The 19,138-nt window shown below is 58.3% G+C and carries 17 protein-coding genes and 1 pseudogene; 11 read left to right on the forward strand and 7 right to left on the reverse strand.

Features of this window, described 5'->3' with window-relative positions:
- Nucleotides 1-72 precede the first annotated feature (72 nt).
- Both V1293_RS33360 and V1293_RS33365 read left to right on the forward strand, forming a co-directional pair.
- Nucleotides 73-1,248 (forward strand): WecB/TagA/CpsF family glycosyltransferase, encoded by a 1,176-nt coding sequence (locus tag V1293_RS33360; RefSeq protein ID WP_334515712.1) that lies wholly within the window; start codon nucleotides 73-75, stop codon nucleotides 1,246-1,248.
- Nucleotides 1,249-1,433: 185 nt separating this feature from the next.
- A complete protein-coding gene (locus V1293_RS33365) occupies nucleotides 1,434-3,701 on the forward strand; it encodes a tetratricopeptide repeat protein (protein WP_334515714.1) in 2,268 nt (755 codons plus the stop codon).
- 147 nt (nucleotides 3,702-3,848) lie between these two features.
- Here the strand turns inward: V1293_RS33365 and V1293_RS33370 are convergent, their stop codons facing one another.
- From V1293_RS33370 to V1293_RS33380, 3 genes are all read right to left on the reverse strand, one after another.
- Entirely contained in the window at nucleotides 3,849-5,036 is a 1,188-nt protein-coding gene (locus V1293_RS33370) for a hypothetical protein (RefSeq protein ID WP_334515717.1), read from the reverse strand.
- 82 nt (nucleotides 5,037-5,118) lie between these two features.
- A complete protein-coding gene (locus V1293_RS33375; protein ID WP_334515719.1) occupies nucleotides 5,119-5,706 on the reverse strand; it encodes a polysaccharide biosynthesis/export family protein in 588 nt (195 codons plus the stop codon).
- A gap of 125 nt (nucleotides 5,707-5,831) precedes the next feature.
- Nucleotides 5,832-6,668: an ExeA family protein gene (locus V1293_RS33380; protein WP_334515720.1), complete on the reverse strand. Its 837-nt coding sequence runs from the start codon at nucleotides 6,666-6,668 to the stop codon at nucleotides 5,832-5,834.
- 274 nt (nucleotides 6,669-6,942) lie between these two features.
- Here V1293_RS33380 and V1293_RS33385 point away from each other — a divergent pair, with 274 nt between their 5' ends.
- Both V1293_RS33385 and V1293_RS33390 read left to right on the forward strand, forming a co-directional pair.
- A complete protein-coding gene (locus V1293_RS33385; RefSeq protein WP_334515723.1) occupies nucleotides 6,943-8,292 on the forward strand; it encodes a sugar transporter in 1,350 nt (449 codons plus the stop codon).
- A 17-nt stretch (nucleotides 8,293-8,309) separates the two neighbouring features.
- Nucleotides 8,310-9,125 carry a CpsD/CapB family tyrosine-protein kinase gene (locus V1293_RS33390; RefSeq protein ID WP_334515725.1) on the forward strand — a complete coding sequence of 272 codons (816 nt, stop codon included), beginning with the start codon at nucleotides 8,310-8,312 and terminating at the stop codon, nucleotides 9,123-9,125.
- 7 nt (nucleotides 9,126-9,132) lie between these two features.
- On the opposite strand, the gene V1293_RS33395 is transcribed toward V1293_RS33390, so the two are convergent.
- Nucleotides 9,133-9,711 (reverse strand): trypsin-like peptidase domain-containing protein, encoded by a 579-nt coding sequence (locus V1293_RS33395; RefSeq protein ID WP_334515728.1) that lies wholly within the window; start codon nucleotides 9,709-9,711, stop codon nucleotides 9,133-9,135.
- A 166-nt stretch (nucleotides 9,712-9,877) separates the two neighbouring features.
- The gene (gene epsI / locus V1293_RS33400; protein WP_334515730.1) at nucleotides 9,878-10,579 is read right to left on the reverse strand and encodes an exosortase-associated protein EpsI, V-type; all 702 of its coding nucleotides are present in this window, start codon (nucleotides 10,577-10,579) and stop codon (nucleotides 9,878-9,880) included.
- Between the two features lie 268 nt (nucleotides 10,580-10,847).
- Here epsI and V1293_RS33405 point away from each other — a divergent pair, with 268 nt between their 5' ends.
- From V1293_RS33405 to V1293_RS36290, 6 genes and pseudogenes are all read left to right on the forward strand, one after another.
- Complete coding sequence (locus V1293_RS33405) at nucleotides 10,848-11,711, forward strand: hypothetical protein (protein ID WP_334515733.1); 864 nt, start codon at nucleotides 10,848-10,850, stop codon at nucleotides 11,709-11,711.
- Between the two features lie 59 nt (nucleotides 11,712-11,770).
- The gene (locus tag V1293_RS33410; RefSeq protein ID WP_334515735.1) at nucleotides 11,771-11,992 is read left to right on the forward strand and encodes an XrtV sorting system accessory protein; all 222 of its coding nucleotides are present in this window, start codon (nucleotides 11,771-11,773) and stop codon (nucleotides 11,990-11,992) included.
- Nucleotides 11,993-12,051: 59 nt separating this feature from the next.
- Entirely contained in the window at nucleotides 12,052-12,963 is a 912-nt protein-coding gene (xrtV, locus tag V1293_RS33415) for an exosortase V (RefSeq protein WP_334515737.1), read from the forward strand.
- Nucleotides 12,964-13,088: 125 nt separating this feature from the next.
- Nucleotides 13,089-13,784 carry a metallophosphoesterase gene (locus V1293_RS33420; protein ID WP_334515738.1) on the forward strand — a complete coding sequence of 232 codons (696 nt, stop codon included), beginning with the start codon at nucleotides 13,089-13,091 and terminating at the stop codon, nucleotides 13,782-13,784.
- A 218-nt stretch (nucleotides 13,785-14,002) separates the two neighbouring features.
- Nucleotides 14,003-14,701 (forward strand): PEP-CTERM sorting domain-containing protein, encoded by a 699-nt coding sequence (locus V1293_RS33425; RefSeq protein WP_334515740.1) that lies wholly within the window; start codon nucleotides 14,003-14,005, stop codon nucleotides 14,699-14,701.
- Nucleotides 14,702-15,339: 638 nt separating this feature from the next.
- Nucleotides 15,340-15,465, forward strand: a pseudogene (locus tag V1293_RS36290) (PEPxxWA-CTERM sorting domain-containing protein); the annotation flags it as partial.
- A 76-nt stretch (nucleotides 15,466-15,541) separates the two neighbouring features.
- On the opposite strand, the gene V1293_RS33435 reads toward V1293_RS36290, so the two are convergent.
- Nucleotides 15,542-15,862: a hypothetical protein gene (locus V1293_RS33435; protein WP_334515745.1), complete on the reverse strand. Its 321-nt coding sequence runs from the start codon at nucleotides 15,860-15,862 to the stop codon at nucleotides 15,542-15,544.
- Between the two features lie 69 nt (nucleotides 15,863-15,931).
- On the reverse strand, nucleotides 15,932-17,131 hold the full coding sequence (locus tag V1293_RS33440; RefSeq protein WP_334515747.1) for a glycosyltransferase: 1,200 nt from the start codon (nucleotides 17,129-17,131) through the stop codon (nucleotides 15,932-15,934).
- A gap of 183 nt (nucleotides 17,132-17,314) precedes the next feature.
- On the opposite strand from V1293_RS33440, the gene V1293_RS33445 reads away from it, so the two are divergent.
- A complete protein-coding gene (locus V1293_RS33445; RefSeq protein WP_334515749.1) occupies nucleotides 17,315-18,502 on the forward strand; it encodes a glycosyltransferase family 2 protein in 1,188 nt (395 codons plus the stop codon).
- Nucleotides 18,503-19,138 lie beyond the last annotated feature (636 nt).

The following is a 19,138-nucleotide window of genomic DNA, read 5'->3' on the forward strand; positions in this document are numbered from 1 at the left end:
CGCTTACTATTCGTTAATCATATGAAGGCCCCGCGGGTGCGCCGGGCGAAATTGTAGTTTCGTGGAGCTTTTATGTTGAAGACATTGCGCGCCCCGCCGGCCTCGTCCGACTTTGCCGAGCGATCTGGCGAGCCGCGATCGGCATGCGCCTCTCCGGACGACCTTTCCCGCAAAGTATATGGCCTCCTCGGCATTCCCGTTGACGCGCTCGATTTCCCCTCGCTGCTGCGCGCAATGGATCTCGCGACGAATGCCGGCTCGCCATTTCTGATTTCGACGCCCAACGTCAATTTCCTCGTCAAGAGCCAGATCAACGGCATGTTCCGCGAGCCCATGCTGCTGAGCGACCTGTGTCTTGCGGACGGCATGCCGCTGATCTGGCTTGCCAAGCTGCTGCGTATTCCGATCCATGAGAGAATTGCCGGCAGCGACCTGTTCGGCCGGCTCAAATCCTCCAATGGGACTGGCCGGTGTCTCCGGGTCTTCCTGCTAGGCGGAGCCGAGGGGCTGGCGGCCGCGGTCGGCGCCAGACTGAACGCCGAGAGGGGCGGGCTGGAATGCGTCGGCGTGCTCAACCCGGGTTTTGGCACGATTGAGGAGATGAGCTCGCCGAAAATAATCGATGAAATAAATGTCAGCAACGCAGATTTAATTGCGGTATTTTTCGGCGCGGAGAAGGCCCAGGCCTGGCTGCTGCACAACCACTGGCGGCTGCGTCCGCCCGTTCGGGCCCAGTTCGGGGCTACCATCAATTTCGAGGCCGGAACTGTCCGGCGGGCGCCGCCGATGCTTCGCAGCACCGGGTTCGAGTGGCTCTGGCGCATCAAAGAAGAGCCGTATCTTTGGCGGCGTTACTGGAACGACGGGAAGGCCCTGCTCGCGATGCTGGTCACCAGCGTGCTGCCCTTGATGTGTAGTGTGCGGCGCCTGCGAGACTTGAACGAGCTGTCGATCACAAAGCGCGAAGATTACGGTTCTGTGACTATTTCCCTATCCGGGGCCGCGGTGGCCGCACATGTCGACGGCGCGATCGAACAGCTTCGGGACGCGCTCGACAGCGGCAAACGAATGGTCGTCGACGTTTCGAATACGCAGTACGTCGACGCACGGTTCTTGGGGCTTTTCCTGATGGTCCGAAAACAATTGGCTAGCCGAGGACAGAAACTGCTGTTTACGGGTGCGTCCGCCGGCCTGCGACGAATATTCCGCTTGAACAGATTCGAATTCCTCCTGTCACAGGAAGTGTGATAGCGCAGGCAAACAGACGATTGTCCGGCCGGGTTCGGCCGTGTGACACTCATTCAGGATCAGAGATGAAGCAGCCAGTTGGACAGATTTTTCACGTTCGCCGCGGACTTGCGCTCCTGCTCGTGACATTCGTAGCGGGCTGCGGATCGCCGGAAGAACGCGCGCAAGGTTACTATGAGAGCGGAATGGCTCTCATCGAAAAGAAGGACGACCTCGAGGCGCGGAAGGAACTCCTGAAAGCCGTCAAGTACAAGAGCGACAAGGTCGAAGTCTGGCGGGCGCTCGCAGGCATCGACGAACGCACAAAGGCGAGTTCGCTCTTCCTGGATCTGCGCCGTATCGTCGAACTGGATCCGAACGATCTGAACGCGAGATTGAGGCTTGCGCGTATTATGGTGGGTGGCGGGGCCGCCGAGGCCGCGCTTCGGGTCGTCGATGCCGCAAACGAGGGCGACAAGCCGAATGCGGAACTCCACGCCCTCAGAGCGATCATTCTCCTTCGCACCAACGACAATGCCGGCGCGATCCGCGAAGCCCAGCGCGCCTATGAGGTCGACCCGGCAAACGTTGATGCGATCTCGTTGCTTGCGTCGAAAAAGGTCGCAGATGGCGATCTGGACGGCGCACTGAAGCTTCTGGATTCTGTTCCTGCGGACAAGGACGAAACGCGCATTACACTGCAGAAGATCGACACGTACGCACGCAAGAAGGATCTGGCAAAGGCGGAAGAGTTGTTGCGCAAGCTGATCGCGCAGAATCCCAAAGAGGCTGCATATCAGGCTCAGCTTCTGCAGTTTCTCATCGCGCAGCGAAAGTTCGTCGAGGCCGAGAAGGAGTTCCGGGTGAGGGCCGAAGCCAACCCGACCGATAGCAAGATCGGGCTCGACCTTGTCCGCTTCTTGGCTGCCACGAAGGGCGCGGATGCCGCCAGAGCGGAGTTGGAAGCGCGGATCAAGGCAGGCGGCGATGACTTCGATTATCAGGTCGCGCTGGCCGAACTGAATCTTGGGCAGAACCGGGCGGACGACGCCGTGCAGGCTTTGCAGAAGCTGACCAGCACGGCAGTTACACCCGACAAGAAGCTCGCCGCCCAGGTCAAGCTTGCTGAGGTCTATATTGCCAAGAACGACAAGGCGGCTGCCGAGCCCTTGATCGCCGATATCCTCTCGAAGGATCGCCGAAACTCGGGCGCGCTCCGGCTGCGGGCGGCCCTGAGCATAGACAAGGGCCAGTTCGACAGCGCCATTTCCGATTTGCGCGAGGCGCTCAACGATCAGCCGAAATCGGTTGAGCTGCTGTCGCTGATGGCCGTGGCGTATGAACGCAGCGGGAAGGCCGAGTTGGCCGATCGTCAGTATGCCGACGCGCTGAAATCATCCAACTCCAATCCCGATGTTGTCCTCCGATACGTCGCGTTCCTGCAGCGCAAGGGCGACGCGGCCCGTGCCGAGGAGATTTTAATGGAAGCTGCCAATCGCAATTCCGGCAATCTCCAGATCTGGTCGTCGCTCGCGCAGGTCAGATTGAGCCGGCAGAACTGGTCGGGAGCCTTGGCGATCGCGGACGCCATCGGACGTGTCGATGAGGGACGGGTGGTTGCCGAACAGATCCGTGCGGCAGCGCTCGCGGGCCAGAACAAGATTGAGGAAAGCATCGCAGCGCTGGAGGCAGCAAACAAGGCGGCGCCGGACGCACCACAGCCGGCGCTTGCCCTTGCCTCGGCCTATGTGAAACAGGGCAAGCCAGACAAGGCTGCAGCGCTGCTGCAGGCGATGAGCAACAAGTTCCCGGCCAATGCGCAACTGCTCGTGTTTCTGGGGCAGGCCAAACTGGCGGAAAAGAAGAACGATGAGGCGCTGCAAAGCTTCAAGAAGGCAGTCGAGCAGCAACCGAAAGAGCCGGCGGGATATACTGCGCTGACCGAGCTCTACATTCAAAGCAAGGACTATGATGCGGCTGACAAGGTGCTCAAGGCTGGCCTTGCGGAGTTGCCCGGCAATGTAGCTTTCCGTCTCGCCCTGGCGGGATTGCAGATCCAGCGGGGGAATAACGACGCGGCAATATCTCAGTACGAAGCGATTCTGCAGGACCAGCCGAATTCCCTGGTTGCGATCAACAATCTCGTCAGCCTGCTGCTGGACAATCGGAGCGACAAGCCAAGTCTCGAACGTGCATTTGAGCTGTCGGAAAAGCTTAGGAGCTCCAACGTGCCGCAGTTTCAGGATACGTGGGGATGGGCCCAGTACAAGCGCGGCGATGTCAAGGGAGCAATCGTCACGCTCGAGGCGGCTGTGGCGGCGATATCGAACCTTCCGGCGGTCCACTATCACCTCGGCGTGAGCTATGCGGCTGCGGGGCAAACCGAAAAGGCGGCCGAGCGGTTCAAGACCGCATTTTCACTGGAGCCGGACGGGACACCGCTCAAGAACAGCATCCGTGCCGCGATGAAATGAGCGCCGGGCTAGGGCATGATGCGGAAAAGTGGATAGTGGTTTCGCCTCGGGACAAACTCGGGACAAACGCGAAGCGTTTTCCAGGCGATCATGCGCATCTCAAAGAGATGAGAGCGGGATGACAATCCAAGGAAAGGTCGTCACGCTCTAGTTGCCCGACGGCAGCACAGTCCAGTTGTGGGTCACGACGAACATCAGGCTGTGGGAGTCCGCAGGCCCCGTGCCGGAGACGGTTGGCGTGCCGGTAACCGGATCGAAAATGGTGGCGCCGGTGCTCGCGAACCGATGCAGGTATCTATAGGTGAGCGACGTCGCCCATTCCCGGGTCAGATTGTAGCTGTAGGTCGCCGACGCCGAGGCGTAATCCGTCGTCGTGGTCGCGATCTGCCGGTTGCCGCTCGCTGAAAGCGCGAGGGTGGAGCGTGAATTGATGCTGTGGCTCAGCGATGCCGTGATCGAATCCCGCTTGAACAGAGAGCCGACAATGCTCGGTCCGACCGACTGGCTGGCGATGACGGACAAGGTTGTGCTCTTCAGCATGCGATAGGTGAGAACAGCGTCACCGATCCAGTCGAGCTGTGTGCTCGATATGGGTGTGGCCGACGTCGTGCCCCCGAATGCTGAACTCGAAAGCCCCCGATCGGTTACCAGATAGGCAACGCCGGCATTGGCGCGAAAGGAAAGCAGCGCCGACAGAGTGGCGTCGAACCCGGCCTGCTCACGAAAAATCTGGACCTGGGTGTTGAATGCGTTGCCATATTCGAGCAGTTCGTATTCGGAGGACAGGTTGATCGCCGTGACCGAACTTAGCGAGCGCCGCCAGTTGCCGCGCGCAAGTGTATCCGTAAATGGCAGGCCCCCACTGGACGGTTCGTAACTCGTGCGAGTGGACGTGGCGAACAGAGACACTGTGTCAATTGCGGTGATCGAACGGTCGATTCCACCGGTTGCCGTAAGCCGATCGATGAAGCCTGAAGCCGGCGTGGAAACGCCGAGATCGTTCAGGATCGCGAGAGCGGTACTTTGCTGTCTCCAGTTCGCCTCGACATACTCCCGGTCAAAGTTCGTCTTTTCCCGAACCTCGTAGCGGGCCCCGAATCCATAATTCAGGAATTCCGACGCGGTTCCAGCAGCGCCCGGACCCCAATATTTCTTGTAGGTACCGTCGCCAGTGAATTTGAACTTGGATGTCGGCGTGCGCGCCTCTGCGTCAGCGTTGAGCGTGGTGTAGGAACCCACCGACCCTGCGGGCGAATTACGCAAGAACTGGTTGCTGTTCAGTTCGACGGTTTCGCTCTCGCTGGCCTTTATCGACCAGTCGAACGCAAATGCCACGGACGGCGCCATGCCAAAGCACACCGAGACTGCTATGGCAGCTCTTTTCACGTTGCTTCTTGCCCCCGCCGATCGTCAAGCCTCACTCAAACAAGCGTCGTTCCGGAACCATGATGACGTCGCCGGCCCGCAAGGTGATGTTACCTTCAAGGTCGTTACCGGCTTCGTAAGCGCGGTAGTTGAACATGAAAATTGTTTCGTCGCCGCCGGGGCCCTTGCGCCTTACCTGGATGCGATTCTTCGCAGCAAAAGGTCCAATGCCGCCAGCAAGGGCGATAGCCTGCATCAGGGTCGTTTTCTGTCTGACGACATATGAGCCTGGCTTGATGATCTCGCCGGTGATGAAAATCTTCGGCTTCAGGTCGTCCTCGGGGATATCCTTGGGGGCGTTCAGGACGGCGACCGTAACGTCGAGACTCTCGTCCTTGTAGTTGTTCTTCAGTTTATTCTTGAGAATGTTTTCGAGCGCCAATGGCGTGAGCCCGCGTGCCCGGACGTGGCCGGCGAGGGGAAATGCGATTTCACCGGAGGGGTCGACGACCACCGTCCGGTCGAGCTTCGGGTCTTGCAGGACCGTGATGCTCAGGCTGTCGCCTGATTTCAGGGTCTGCGCTTTTGCCGCCCCAGGGGTCAGGAAGGCAACACACAGCAGTGCCAGCAAGATTCGCATGTCATACCCCCTAAAACGTCGGCAAAAAGCCCGCAAACAAAGATATTTAGGCCCACGTGTGGGGATTTTTTCCCAAACACGCAGCCATTATTTAGCCGTGGGGGAAGCTAATAGAATACAAGGACTTAGGGAACCCGGGAGAACTTTTTTACCGGAAAAATGCTGTACTGTTGCTTATCGGCAATAACATCCCGAACAATATTGTCTGAAATTACCCGTTGGTCGTTGGCAAAGCCATAAACCAGCGCCGTGTCGCACAAGACATTAATCATGCGGGGTATCCCCCCGCTCGCGGACGCGATCAGCGAACAGGCTTCCTGGGTAAAGAGGGGGCGGCGGGCACCGACTGCCTGGAGCCGGAACGCGATATAATTGGCCACCTCCCGGTCATCGAGGGGGCGGAGGTGGAAGTCGGAAGAAATCCGCTGCGCGAACTGATGCAGCTTCGGCGCCAGGAGCAGGTCGCGCAGCTGGGGCTGGCCGACCAGAATCAGCTGCAAAATCTGAAACTTGTCGGCGTTAATATTGGAGATCATGCGCAAATGTTCGAGCGCCTCTGGCTCGAGATTCTGCGCCTCATCGATGATCAATATGGTCCTTCTTCCATTCGCGAATTGACCATACAGATAATCCTGCAACTTCTTGAAAAGATTTGGATAATCTCCGTCGAACGATTGGCCGAGCGACATCAGGATCCATTGCAGCAATTCCTGCCGGCCCTGCGGCGAATTCGAGATCAGGCCGATGGTGATCGCCGGGCTGACCTTCTTGAGCAAATGCCGGACCAGAGTTGTCTTGCCGGAACCTATTTCGCCTGTAATGACGGTGAAGCCAGCGTTGTTCATGACGCCGAACTCCAGCATCGTGAACGCCATTGAATGCATCTTGCCCCAATAAATCAGGTCGGGGTCGGGGAGAATTGAAAAAGGCTTCTCCCGGAGCTGATAAAATGCCTCGTACATTGAACTTCCTTAGCCCGGCCACAGACCCTTATAGCGTACTTCGGTGGTTTACCTGCCTCCCTCAACCCATTTCTCTGATCTACGTAAATTTGCCAAAGCGGCGGCAGGTGGAACCATCATTAAGATTGAAATTTGAAACTCTTGGCGCTGAGCAACTATTCATTAAATCCCTGCAAGATCGATGCTAGTATTGCGGTTCGGAGCGACGCGCCCACTGACCATTTCGCGGTACTATTAACCCTAGCTGGCCCGCAAACAGACGCTCGGACGATATATGCTGCAAAAAGTTGAATTTGAGGACGATTTCCAGCCGCTGCAAGAGGACCGTAGCCATCTGTTGCGGCCCGCGTTCTATTGGGAACTGTTCAAGCGGCGCTGGGCCTATTTCGTACTGCCGTTCGTCACGATCTCGGCCGCGGGCGCCGCGGCAGCTTTGCTATGGCCGCCTACCTATCTCTCCGAAGGACGGATCCTTGTTCAATCGCAGCAGATCCCATCCGAATTGGTCCGGCCCACGGTTACCAGCGCTGCCCAGGAACGTATTCAGGTCATTCAGCAGCGGACGATGACGCGAGACAATCTCATCGCGATCGCCGACAAATTCAAACTGTTCCCGGACAAGCGTACGCTGATGTCGCCGACCGAGCTCGTCGCGGAGGTCAAGAAGAACACGAAAATCGCGCCGGTTGACCTTCAACTGGACTTCAAGCAGCGGACGCGCGCCGCGATGGAAAATCCCACGATCGTTTTCTCGGTCGGATTCGAATACGGCAATGCTGCGGTGGCCGCGCAGGTCGCCAATGAGTTGATGACGCGGATCCTGAACGAGGATTTGCGGGATCGGACCAGCCGCGCCACGGACACGACGAAATTCCTGGCGCGCGAGGTGCAGAGACTTCAGGCAGAGAACACGGCGCTCGATGCCAAGATCGCTCAGTTGCGGATCACGCAGGGCAAACCGGCGTCGTCCGGTGGCTCCGATCAGCCGACGGCGACCCTTACGCAGCTCAAGTCCGATCTCATCCAGAAGGGCGCGCTGTATTCAGAACGGCACCCGGCGATCCAGTCCCTGAAGAAGCAGATCGAAGCCCTGGAAAAGGTGGCCGCCGCGCCGGCGCCCACCAATGACGCGGCAACGGCTGCCAGTCTCGAGGTGATGGTCGCCCAGCAAGAGAGTTTGCAAAAGAACCTCGATGCCGCCTCGGCAAAACTGGCGGCCGCACGGCTCGGCGAAAATCTCGAAAAGGACCAGCAGTCCGAGAAGCTCGAAATCATCGAGCAGCCCACGGTTCCGCAAGAGCCGGTCAAGCCCAATCGGCTGAAAGTCCTTGCCATGGCTTTCGCGGCCGCGTTTTTCGGCGGAGCAGGGCTGACGGTCCTGGTCGAACTCCTGGACAAGGGAATCCGTAGAAGCAATGATCTTCTGTCTGTTATCGATGGCCAGTTGATCGTTTCAATTCCCTACATCACCACGGCAGCCGAATTGCGTGCGAGGCGGCGACGGATACTTGTTTTTCTGGGAGCGTTCGTGCTGGTCGTGATCGGACTGTTGGTCGTTGCCTACCTGTTCCTTCCACCGCTGGACCTGATGATTGCCAAGGCCAGGGTCGGGCTGTTTCGATAAATTCGCGGAGTCACGCAGTGGATTCAATAAAGCAGGCTGTCGAACTCGCGCGAGCTGCGGAGACGGTACACCGTCCTACGGCGTTGGGCGGATCCCCCCTCGCTGCCGGAGGACCGTCGCAACGCTCCGCCGAATCGCCGTTCAAGGAAGTGCGCCTCAGCGCCGATCATCTCGAAGCCAATCGAATAGTGGCCTACGGCACTTCCGGTCAGAACGGCCGCTACTTCGACATGCTGCGCACGCAGGTGCTGCAGGAGATGGACAAAAAGAGCTGGCAGTTTCTGGCCGTGACTTCGCCGACCGCCGGATGCGGAAAATCGGTAACGGCCTGCAATCTTGCGCTGAGTATTTCGCGCCTGCCGGAGCGGTCGGTGCTGCTGGTCGATCTTGATTTGCGCCGGCCTGCGGTCGGAAAATATCTCGGCATCGGCGGCAATGGTGGTGTTCTCAGCGTGCTTGAGGGACGCGCGCCACTTTCGTCGGCGGTCCTGCAGGCAAGCATCGGTCCGAATGGCATGCTGGTGCTGCCGGGATCGGTCTCATCGAACTCTTCGGAATGGATGGCCTCCCAGACGATGGGAGCGCTGCTCCAGACCATCAAGCGAGACTTCCGGTCGCGCATCGTCATCTTCGATCTTCCGCCGATGCTGCTTGGCGACGATGTGATTTCAATTCTGCCCCGAATGGACGCGACTTTGCTCGTCGCCGGCGTCGGGAGCACATCCCTTTCCGATATCAAGGAATGTCAGAAGCACCTGCAGCGCAGTCCGGTTGTCCGTGTCGTCGTCAACAAGGTGACCGAGACCGTCGGATCCTACTACGGTTACTACTAGCAACTATCTACAAGCGCAGATCTGCCGGCAGGAACGCTGCAATTTCCGCGGCCGGAACGAAGTATTTGGCGATATCGCGGGTTTCCGATTTTCCGGTGTCGGCGCGCGTTTGTGACTGCGATATTTTTCGGCTCATTATGCCGAGCAGGCATTTGCGTTTGACGTCGAACACCCCTGATCCGGAATTGCCGGTACGAGCCACATCGGCGATCACCGTGCCGAACCTGCTGCGGCTTCCGACCGGCAGCCGATCGGGCGCCAGGATGTGGGAACGCACGGCCGATCCCGGCACAATGGTCACAACCTCTTGTCCCGGTCTGGGCGGATCAGTGCAGATCGAGTTTCGCCGAAGTCGCAAGCGCGCCGGAAGAAGCGCTTCCTCGACCGATAGCAGCGTCAGATCCGTTCCCTCGAAACTACCTTCCTTGACGACACGTGTCGGATATTCCGATCCGGCGATCGCGACCTTGGGCCGCGTCAGCCAGCCCCGGCCTGCGACATGCGCCGCCGTGATGAACACGCCTTTTCCGAGATAGATGCCGGAGCCCGGTCCCCAGCTCTGCATCGGCGTCTGATGAATGTTCACCGCATACGGCAGCAACGTATCGTCAGCGCCTTGCGCGCATGCTGGCTGCCAGAGGACCGCCAGAAGAAGTGCGCCCTGAAGAAATGGTGCGCACAGCAACTTCGCGGTGGATCGAGCGAACGCCAAAATGACCTGCCGGGTTTGCACGCTCGTTTGTTAGCAATCTTCAGCTCGCGCCGGTAAAGAATTTGAGTTCCTGCGGCGGAATGGCGGCAAGCAGATCGCGGATAAATTGTTCCTGCAGCTTGAATGATACATCCTTCGGCAGACCGACCGTGGAGACCCTGATCAGGGCGCCATCGGGAATGATCCCGCGCAGGCCATACTTCAACCGGCTCAACTGATGATCGACGACGCCATTGGCGATGTCATTACCGATACGCAGCCAGTAAGTCACCGGTTCGAACCGCGACTCCCTTGCCGCAATCAATCGAGTCATCTTGATGGGTTGCGCGCCGTTGCGATAGCTGATCGCGGCATCTGCTTTTTCCGAAATCCGGAAGCCATTGGCAGTATAGCAAATCTCCGGGCGGTGGGACTTCAGCCGATAGTTCTGCACCGGACCGTACGCGACCATCAGCATGACGATGTTGCCGTGCCCGTCCTTGTAGGCTCGACCAACTTCCTGGCTGTAGATCTTTCCTGCAAGTGGATCCGGTTGAACGTACGCGTCCGGATCCGCCGGGCGGATCGGGCTGATTTCCGGAACTAGCGTCCAGGTTCCAAACTGACGGGGGATGACGGTTTCAAGGCTGGGAGAGGCCGATGTACGGGCCATCAATTCGCGGGGCGCCAGCACGGTCGCCAGCACGGCGCAGCCCACGATTGCGATACATGCCAATATGATCTGAATTCGAGGGTATTTCATTGGGGCCACGCAAAAATCTTCAAGAGTTAATTGGATCAGCCGTTCTGGACGAGGATATACTCCAACGCGCTTATTTGCGGTCAAAAGAAAGAGATAATCGGCCCTCTTAACGAAATTAACATAAATAACGGAAACCGCAGTGAAAAAGCGTTATTGGCTCGACCCCGGGCAACGGGCTGTTTACTCATACCCAGATTAGGGCACGGCCAGCCCGTTGTGTATATGCTTCTCGGCCTACTTGGATGCACGGAGTTCCTGGATGAAGGGTATGTCCATCAAGATCGCCCGGCTTGCCGTCTTGCTTGCCTGTAGCGCGGTCGCCTTGGCCGGGTGCGGCAAGAAAAGCGATCAGCCCGCGGCTTCCAAAGGGCAGGTCGTTGCGCGTGTCGGTGAGGAAGTCGTAACCGTCCAGGATCTCGAGACCGAGTTCCGCTGGGCGAACGTAACCCCCGACAAGCAGAAGGATCCCGAGGCCGTCAAACGCGTCTTGGGTGACCTGGTCGTGCGCAAATATCTGCTCCGCCAGGCCACGGCGGCGAAGCTCGATCGCGAGCCGGGCGTGCTGCTGGACCTGCTGAGATCACGCGAGCAGATCCTCGAGAACGCGTATCTGCAGCGAACAGCGGCGGCCAAGGCCCCGGGCAAGGCAGATGTCGACAAGTACATCGCCAATAACCCGGCGAAATTCGCCGGCAGAAAACTGCTCAGCGTTGAACAGATCGCATTTCCATTAGGGCCGACCACTCAGTCGTTCATCGAAGCGAACAAGGATGTCAAATCGCTCGATGAAATCGACCAGAGGCTTACCGCAGCCGGCATCCCCCACGGCCGACAAATGGGCGCGCTGAACAGCGGCGATCTGCCACCGGAGTTTTACGGGTTGATCGAGGCCAAGAAGGTGGACGATGTGTTCTTCGTACGCGCCGGCCAGAACGGCATGTTCTTCAAGGTCAAGGGTGAGGAGCCGCGCCCGCTCGAAGGAGAAGCCGCGGCCAATCTGGCGCGGCAATTGATGCGCGCGGACGCGGTCAAGGCCGAACTGGGGATTGCGGCCTACTCTGCGAACCTCGAAGCGAAATATGAAGGTGAGTACGCAAAGATCATGCAGCCGGGAGATGGCAAGAAGAACTGACCGCGGGATGTAATCACGCCGCCGCAAAAAAATGTTCCTCAAGGCGATATCGACGTGAAATGACAACGTTTTTTGATGTGTTGACCGTTACCTGTTTCGTGGCGCTGGTGATCGCGTTCTTCCAGTTCACTGAGCGAGACAATCGAACGTTGCTGCACTTCATGTTGGCCGGCATCGTATTCGCCGTCGCTAACCAGGTCGGAAATGCCGGCTCGTTCTATCTTGCGCTGATCTTGGTTCTTGCTGGCGCCGGTTACGCGGTTTTGATAGTCCGGAGATGAGCTGCTTGTTCCTTTTAATGCTATCAGTAGACTAATTTTTGCAACCTGTTGGTATTGGAATGACATATTCGCAAGTAATGCCATCGGCGAAGGCAGGTTTTCTTGACCCTTTTCTGTGGCCGGCGCTGCTCGGCGTCTCTGTGATCGCTGCCTATGCTCAGACCATTCTCGGTTTGATTGATGGGCCTTGGCAGACGGAGCAGGAGGGTCATGGTCCGCTCATCATTGCGGCCTCGCTCTGGCTGGTCTGGCAATCGCGCGAGAAGTTGAGGGCCGTTGAAATTTCTCCGGCTCCCGTCACGGGGTGGGCTGCTCTCCTCGGCGGCCTCGTCCTCCTCTATCTGGCCCGAATCCAGCAGGGGCTGGTCACCTTCGAAACCTTTTCCCTGATCCCCGTGATCGTCGGGTGCGTCCTGATTTCGGCGGGATGGCCGGCGCTACGGGTGCTCGCGTTTCCGATCGGCTTCTTGATCTTTGCGGTGCCGATGCCCGACTGGCTGGTTGACGCCGCCACGGTTCCGCTGAAGGTCTTTATTTCGAACGTCGTCACCAACGTGCTCTATGCGACGGGTTTTCCGGTCGCCCAGAACGGCGTCATGATCATGATCGGAACCTATCAGCTCCTGGTGAAGGATGCCTGCTCCGGAATGAATTCGATTTTTGCATTGTCCGCGATCGGCGTTTTTTACGCCTATGCGTTTCGCTGGCAGGAGAAAATTCGCAGCCTGTTCCTTCTCGCGGCGATCATACCCATCACCATCATTGCAAATTTCTTTCGCGTTTTCGCGTTGGTCCTGATCGCCTATTACCTGGGACCCGACATGCTCGAGGGAATTCTGCACGACCTCACCGGCATCGGCCTTTTCGTCGTCGCGGTCATTCTGCTGTTCGTGTTCGATGCCTTTCTGGGGCTTTGTTTTGCGCTCGTGCGCCGTGTCCGCAACCGCGCTGCATCGGCGACGCCCGCATAGCTTCGAGCATCTTCGCTACGTCTCGTGAAATCGTTCGTTGAGGCGCCTTGCGCTTGCATGCGCCTTCTACGAGGTGGCTCGTTCGCGGCGGGCTTGCTAAGCTTGTTTTACTTCAAGACCGGTTCTTGACGAAGGTTGCCGTGAGCCGAACGTACGCCATACCCGACCTTCATGGCCGACTGGATCTACTGGATCGCGCCATTGACGCGGTCGCCCGGCATGCGGTGGGGATGGCTTCCACGGTCATAACCCTGGGCGATTACGTCGATCGTGGGCCGCAGAGCAGACAGGTCATCGAGCGTCTCATGAACTGGAGGCCGGAGGGATCCAAGGTCGTCAATCTGAAGGGCAACCACGAAGCCATGATGTGCGCGGTCTGTGCGAACAGGGCCGAGCTCGACTGGTGGATCAAGAACGGGGGAGGGGAGACACTGGCATCGTATGGCCAAGGCCCAACGCTGCCCGATCTGCGCGCGATCCCGGCCGATCATTTGGACTGGATCGTCAATCTCCCGCTGATGCATGTCGACCGGCACCGAATATTCGTTCATGCAGCAGTTGATCCGAAAGCTCCGCTCGGCCAGCAGAACGAGGAAACGTTGCTCTGGAAGCGTTATCCCGGCGGCGCCGATGTCGGGCATGGGCATCGCCATGTGGTGCACGGTCACCATGCCGATGCGCGCGCACCTATTGCAGGCAAGCACAAGACCAATCTGGACGGGCTGGCCTGGAAGACGGGGCGGTTGGTCATCGGCGTATTTGAGGATGACCGGCCTGGCGGCGCCTCCGAGTACCTGGAAGTATTCGGCCGCGAAATGTAGGACTGGCCATCGCCGGCCGTGGAGATGCGCGCCAGGCGGACCAGTCCGTGGCAGGCCATATCGTTGCCCGACACTCGCAGGCACCCAAGTTGGGCTCGAATAAATGCCTGCCCACCCTATTAAAATTTAATTCCTTTTCGGTGATCGCGCGTTTCCGCTAATATTCGGACACGAATCAGTGCCGCGTTCGTTTTCACACAAAATCTCGGGAATTATTTATGAAGATGAACCCAGCTGCCCTGGGGGCAGTGCTGTTGCTGTTTTCAGGCACGGTCAATGCGAACGCCGGCCTGATTACTTACGCAGATTTCTCCTTGTGGGGCGCAGCCGTACCTGGCTACACCTCTCTTGCAATTTCCGATCCGACAGGTTCTGAGGGATATGACGATTTTGGAAGCGGTACGGCCTCCGTCAGCTATGGCGGTGTAGTGTTTGCGACGAATGCCGCCTTGGGCAACGGAAGTTTCTACAACATTGGACCGACGTTCAGCGGGTCCAACGGTTTTTTTCCGGTTTTGTCCTCGCAGCAACAAAGTGTTGGCGTCGCAAATATTCTGATCACGCTTGCCGCGCCGGTAAAGGCATTCGCGTTGAACTTCGATACGTTCTTCGGATCTGACGTTACGTTTACACTTTCCAATGGCGAAACGCTGACGCTGCCCAGCGCGGGACATGCTTACGATCTCAAGAGCTTTTTCGGCGTAACCGACGACACGCCGTTCAAGACGATTTTGCTCACCTCGTCAGACCCCGTGTTAAATCTCAATGCGCTGAATTTTGACGCAGCGGTATCCCCCATTCCGGAGCCGGCTACCTGGGTCATGCTGCTGCTTGGCTTCGCTGGGATCAGTCTTTTTGGCGCCCGACTGCCCACGCGCCGTGCGTCAGCGCAGCTGATCGACAGGGCACGATCATAACGCGAGCTACGCTGCGACAAAATCAGGGATTATGACCCGCTGATGTTGACGCAGTCCAGTGTGACCCAATCTACGTAATGCGAATTCTCGCCTGAGCGAAATTGAGTCCGGGCGCGAGGACGACGAAACGGGGATTTTAAATGCTTTCGCTAAGAGCGAGCACGCTCGCGGCTTGGGTGCTTGCGGTCGGATTGTTGATTGGTTTCAGCTCGCTGAATCCGGCAAAGGCGATTGTTGTTTCGAGTGCTGATTTTGCAGTCATCGAGACCGCCGGTCCAGGCAACACCGGCTATTACACCGTCGTCAACAATGCCATTTCCGAATATATCTACGGATTTTCGGTCACGAACCCGCTCGCCTCGAGCGTCAACGACTGGACGACGGAGTCCGGCTGGGCCGCCGGAAAGACACCCGTGCTTGGTTATCCCAAGACCGGCTTCGACTATCTGACCGCCCCAGGGTATTGGACATTTTCGAGGGGGCGTCCGGTTTTCCACGTCAGTTCTCTGACCATTGGTCCGGGCGAGAGCTCGAGCAATTTCTTTTTTGGAACGGCGGAGCTGGCAAGCGCTGTGACGCTGCTTTTGGTCGACGCGAAGGGGAATTTCTCGTCGGTCAACTTCGATGCCACGCAGGTCGCCCCGGCCGTACCTGAAGCTTCGACCTGGGCGATGATGCTTTTGGGCTTTGCCGGCATCGGTGTGCTGGCCTATCGCCGGCGCCGAATGGCCCTGCGACGGCCTGAACCGGTCCGGATCTGCTGACGCCAAGACCGCCTGCGGAAGGTCTTTTGCTGTCTGCCAAACGCGATGAATGCACAAGAGGCGTCAGCACGTTGTTCTAATAGCAGCGCCGTCCCTGGCGGTCATGGAGCACATAATCCGTTCCGGGCGACGGATAGTAGAGTTGCCCGCACGAGCCGGAATTGACCGAATAGCCAAGAATATCGAGCTTTCTGTCCAGCGCGTTTGGCGAAGCGGTCTGGTCGCTGCTCCCCCGCCCATAATATTGTCCGCTGTATTGCCCGCTAAATTGCCCGCCATACTGGCCACCGTACTGTCCGCCATATCGGCCGCTGTACTGCATGTTGACCTGACCGACGGCCGGATGCATCGCGCCAATGACAGTCACAACCGCCAGCATGGAAAACAGTGTCCTCATTTTACTTCTCGGAAGCATGAGGCATTGCGCGCCCGGGGCCACCGACAATTGTCGGTCCAACGGCCCAGTCTAGGCTTCAATCAGTTGGACCAGCTTAGCCGCTTCCTTGTCCACATCATGGCGTTGCAGGACCCGTTGACGGGCACGTTCTCCCATTTGCGTGATCGCCTCCGGGGCTGTGCCCAGGCACTCCTCCATGGCCGCGGCCAAACTCTCCAGGTCGCCGGCAGGAACCAGCCAGCCGTGCTCGCCATGCTGAATAAGCTCGGGAATGCCGGCGACGAACGTTGTGATGACCGGTCTGCGCAACGCCATGGCTTCCATGATGACGACCGGCAGGCCTTCGGCGAAGCTCGGCAACACCAGTGCCCGCGCTGCGCGAATTTCGGAGCGAACCTCGTCGCTGCTGATCCAGCCTGTTGTCCGCACAGTATCCGTCAGCTTGTATTTTACGGTGAGCGCCTCGATCTCGGCGCGCATTTCGCCATCGCCGGCGAGCACCAGTTCGAACTTGGTCCCGCGCTCAGCCAGCAGTCGCGCCGCTTCGATCAGGAGCAACTGCCCCTTCTGTTCACACAGGCGGCCCACGCAAACCAATCGCCGTTCACCGCCCGCCGCCGTGGTGGCATTGGTTTGATAGAAGGCCGGTTCAAGCCCGCAATGGATCACCTTTATCTTGGGCCAATAAGAATGCGGGACGTTGCGAAAGAGCTGGCTCCGCCCGAATGAACTGACCGCGACGACGAAGCGGGCCCGCCGGATTTTCTCGGGAAGCGCGATGAATTTCGGCTTGTCGAATTCTTCGGGGCCGTGGGCGGTAAAGCTCCACGGCGGGCCTCCCAGTTCGCGGACCAGCATCGCTACTTCGGCAGAATTGGTTCCGAAATGAACGTGCAGGTGCTGCGCCTTTTCGCTGCGCAGCCACAGGGCCACCTGACACGCTTCGAACAGATAAACCAGATGAACGGGGAGAGGGCGTTCCGCCCGCACACCGACCTTCAACGTCAGGACGATCGCGCGAAACAGGCCGACGGGATTGGTTGCCAGGATGCGCAGGAATGAAACCAGCAGCGGACCTGCACCGCCGCGCAGGACGTAACGCGTGCGCGCCTGTTCGAGCTGATCTTCGGCGCCGCGTTGCGCATCGGCCCAGCCCCGCACCGATATTCTCAGGACCTCGTGGCCCAGCCGTTCGAGCGCCAGTATTTCGCGCCGAATGAAACTGTGGCTGATCGCCGGATAATGGTTAACCAGATAGGCGATCTTCATAAAGGGTGCTCTGCCTGACTTATCCGAAAGTTGGCCCGATAAAATACGGGCCCCGCGTCCTATTTATCTATTTGGGAAATATAGTAGTAATCGAGAAGAAAACAGGATATTTATACCTGACTTCCATACTCACTTTTTTGCAAAAAACGTTAAGTCGAACGTTTCGAGATCGGTATTTGTGAAATGTTGATCTTGGCCGCCATGGCTGGATTGCTCAGTGTTCCCGTGGCTGTCCTGCTGGTTGAAGTCATTGCGGCTCTCAAGGCGTCAAGGCTGAAGCCTTTCGAAGTCCAGGAATTAAATATTAAGAAGCGCGTTGCGGTCGTTGTTCCCGCCCACAACGAGAGCTTGGGACTTGTTCCAACGCTGCAAGATATCAAGTCGCAGCTCGGCGCCGGGGATCGCCTTATCGTCGTTGCCGACAACTGCACCGATGACACCGCGGAGGTTGCGGCCGCATCGGGCGCCGAGGTCATTGTCCGCAACGATCCCCAAAGAATTGGCAAGGGATTCGCGATGGGGTGGGGCATAACCCATCTTCGTCAGGATCCGCCCGATTTTGTTCTCTTTGTCGATGCCGACTGCCGGCTCCAGGCCGATCTGATCGAAGGGCTGAAGCGAGTCAGTCACGGGGTTCAGCGGCCGGTACAAGCGCTGTTCATGATGCGCAGCGCTGAAAATTCGCCCATCAATCACAGCTTCGCCGAGTTCGCCTGGATCCTTAGAAACTGGATCCGTCCTCTTGGACTAAGAAACCTTCATTGTCCCGTTCAGCTGATGGGGACGGGAATGATGTTTCCGTGGAATGCGATCAGCTCCGCGCCGCTGGCGAGTGGTCACCTGGTCGAGGACTTGAAGCTGGGGCTCGATCTGGCGGAAACAGGCAGGGCTCCGTATTTCTTTCCGTTCGTGAAAGTTACCAGCACATTTCCGACAAGCGCCAAGGGCACCGAGAGTCAGCGTCAGCGCTGGGTGCAGGGCCATCTCGCCACCATCGGAAAATTCGTTCCGCGACTTCTCGCGGCCGGTTTAACGCGCGGCGACGTAAACGTCCTTGTGCTGGCGCTCGACCTCCTGGTGCCGCCGCTCTCCCTGCTTGCGTTGCTGGTCGCCGGGACGATGGCCGTGACCTCGTCGGTTGCACTGCTTGGAGGGCCGTGGCTGCCCGTCCTGATCGCAGGCGGCAATCTCGTTGGATTTATTTTATGCGTTCTTCTGGCTTGGATTAAATTCGGACGTCAGGTTTTTCCTGCGCATGAAGCATTATCGCTTGGCACTTTTGCATTGAAAAAAATTCGGTTATACGGTCGGATGTTGTTAGGCGGCACCGCGTCCCAATGGATACGGACCGACCGATCAACGCCAAATTAGCAACAGGCCCGCGGTTTTTTCCGCGACTTTCCCAAACGGGTCACGCAAGCGTTATTGAACTCCAATAAATACGCGCCGACAAAGATTAGTCTGGGGTTCCGGTCGCATCACCCAAGTTTGACTGGCACATCGGTTGCTTGAGGTTTTCAGGCAGGAGCAGGGGGTACCCATGAAAGCGCACAGCCGTACGACCGTGGATGTTCTGCCGAAATCAAAGAAGCCGAAGAAGGCTTTGAAAAAGCTCCCGCCTGTCAGCATTGCGGAACGGTATCTGGAACTACGACGCCTTCGTGAGCGCTTGTCCGAGGCGGAAGCTATGCGAAGTTCACAGTGAAGAAGATACGTCAGGGGTTAGCTCCGCCACTCTACCTGGCGGCAATCGGGGTAGCCATGGTTGGCTGGCTGTGGGCGATATTTGCCGGCGTGGGATGGCTTTTGGGGGCATAGCTGGCTCCCCGGATATCTGCCTTCCGCGTGGTGCGCACCAAGCCTGACCACATTCCGTTCCTTGCAAGACAGGTCCCGAGCAAGGCGGGTCCCCCGGACCTGTGCCGCCTACGGGCACTATTCGGCATCCAGTTGGAAAAGGTACGGCCAAGCCGACTAGCCGGCTTGCGAATCGCCGTGCGGTCGGGT

Source organism: Bradyrhizobium sp. AZCC 1693 (assembly GCF_036924745.1).
Lineage (GTDB): Bacteria > Pseudomonadota > Alphaproteobacteria > Rhizobiales > Xanthobacteraceae > Bradyrhizobium.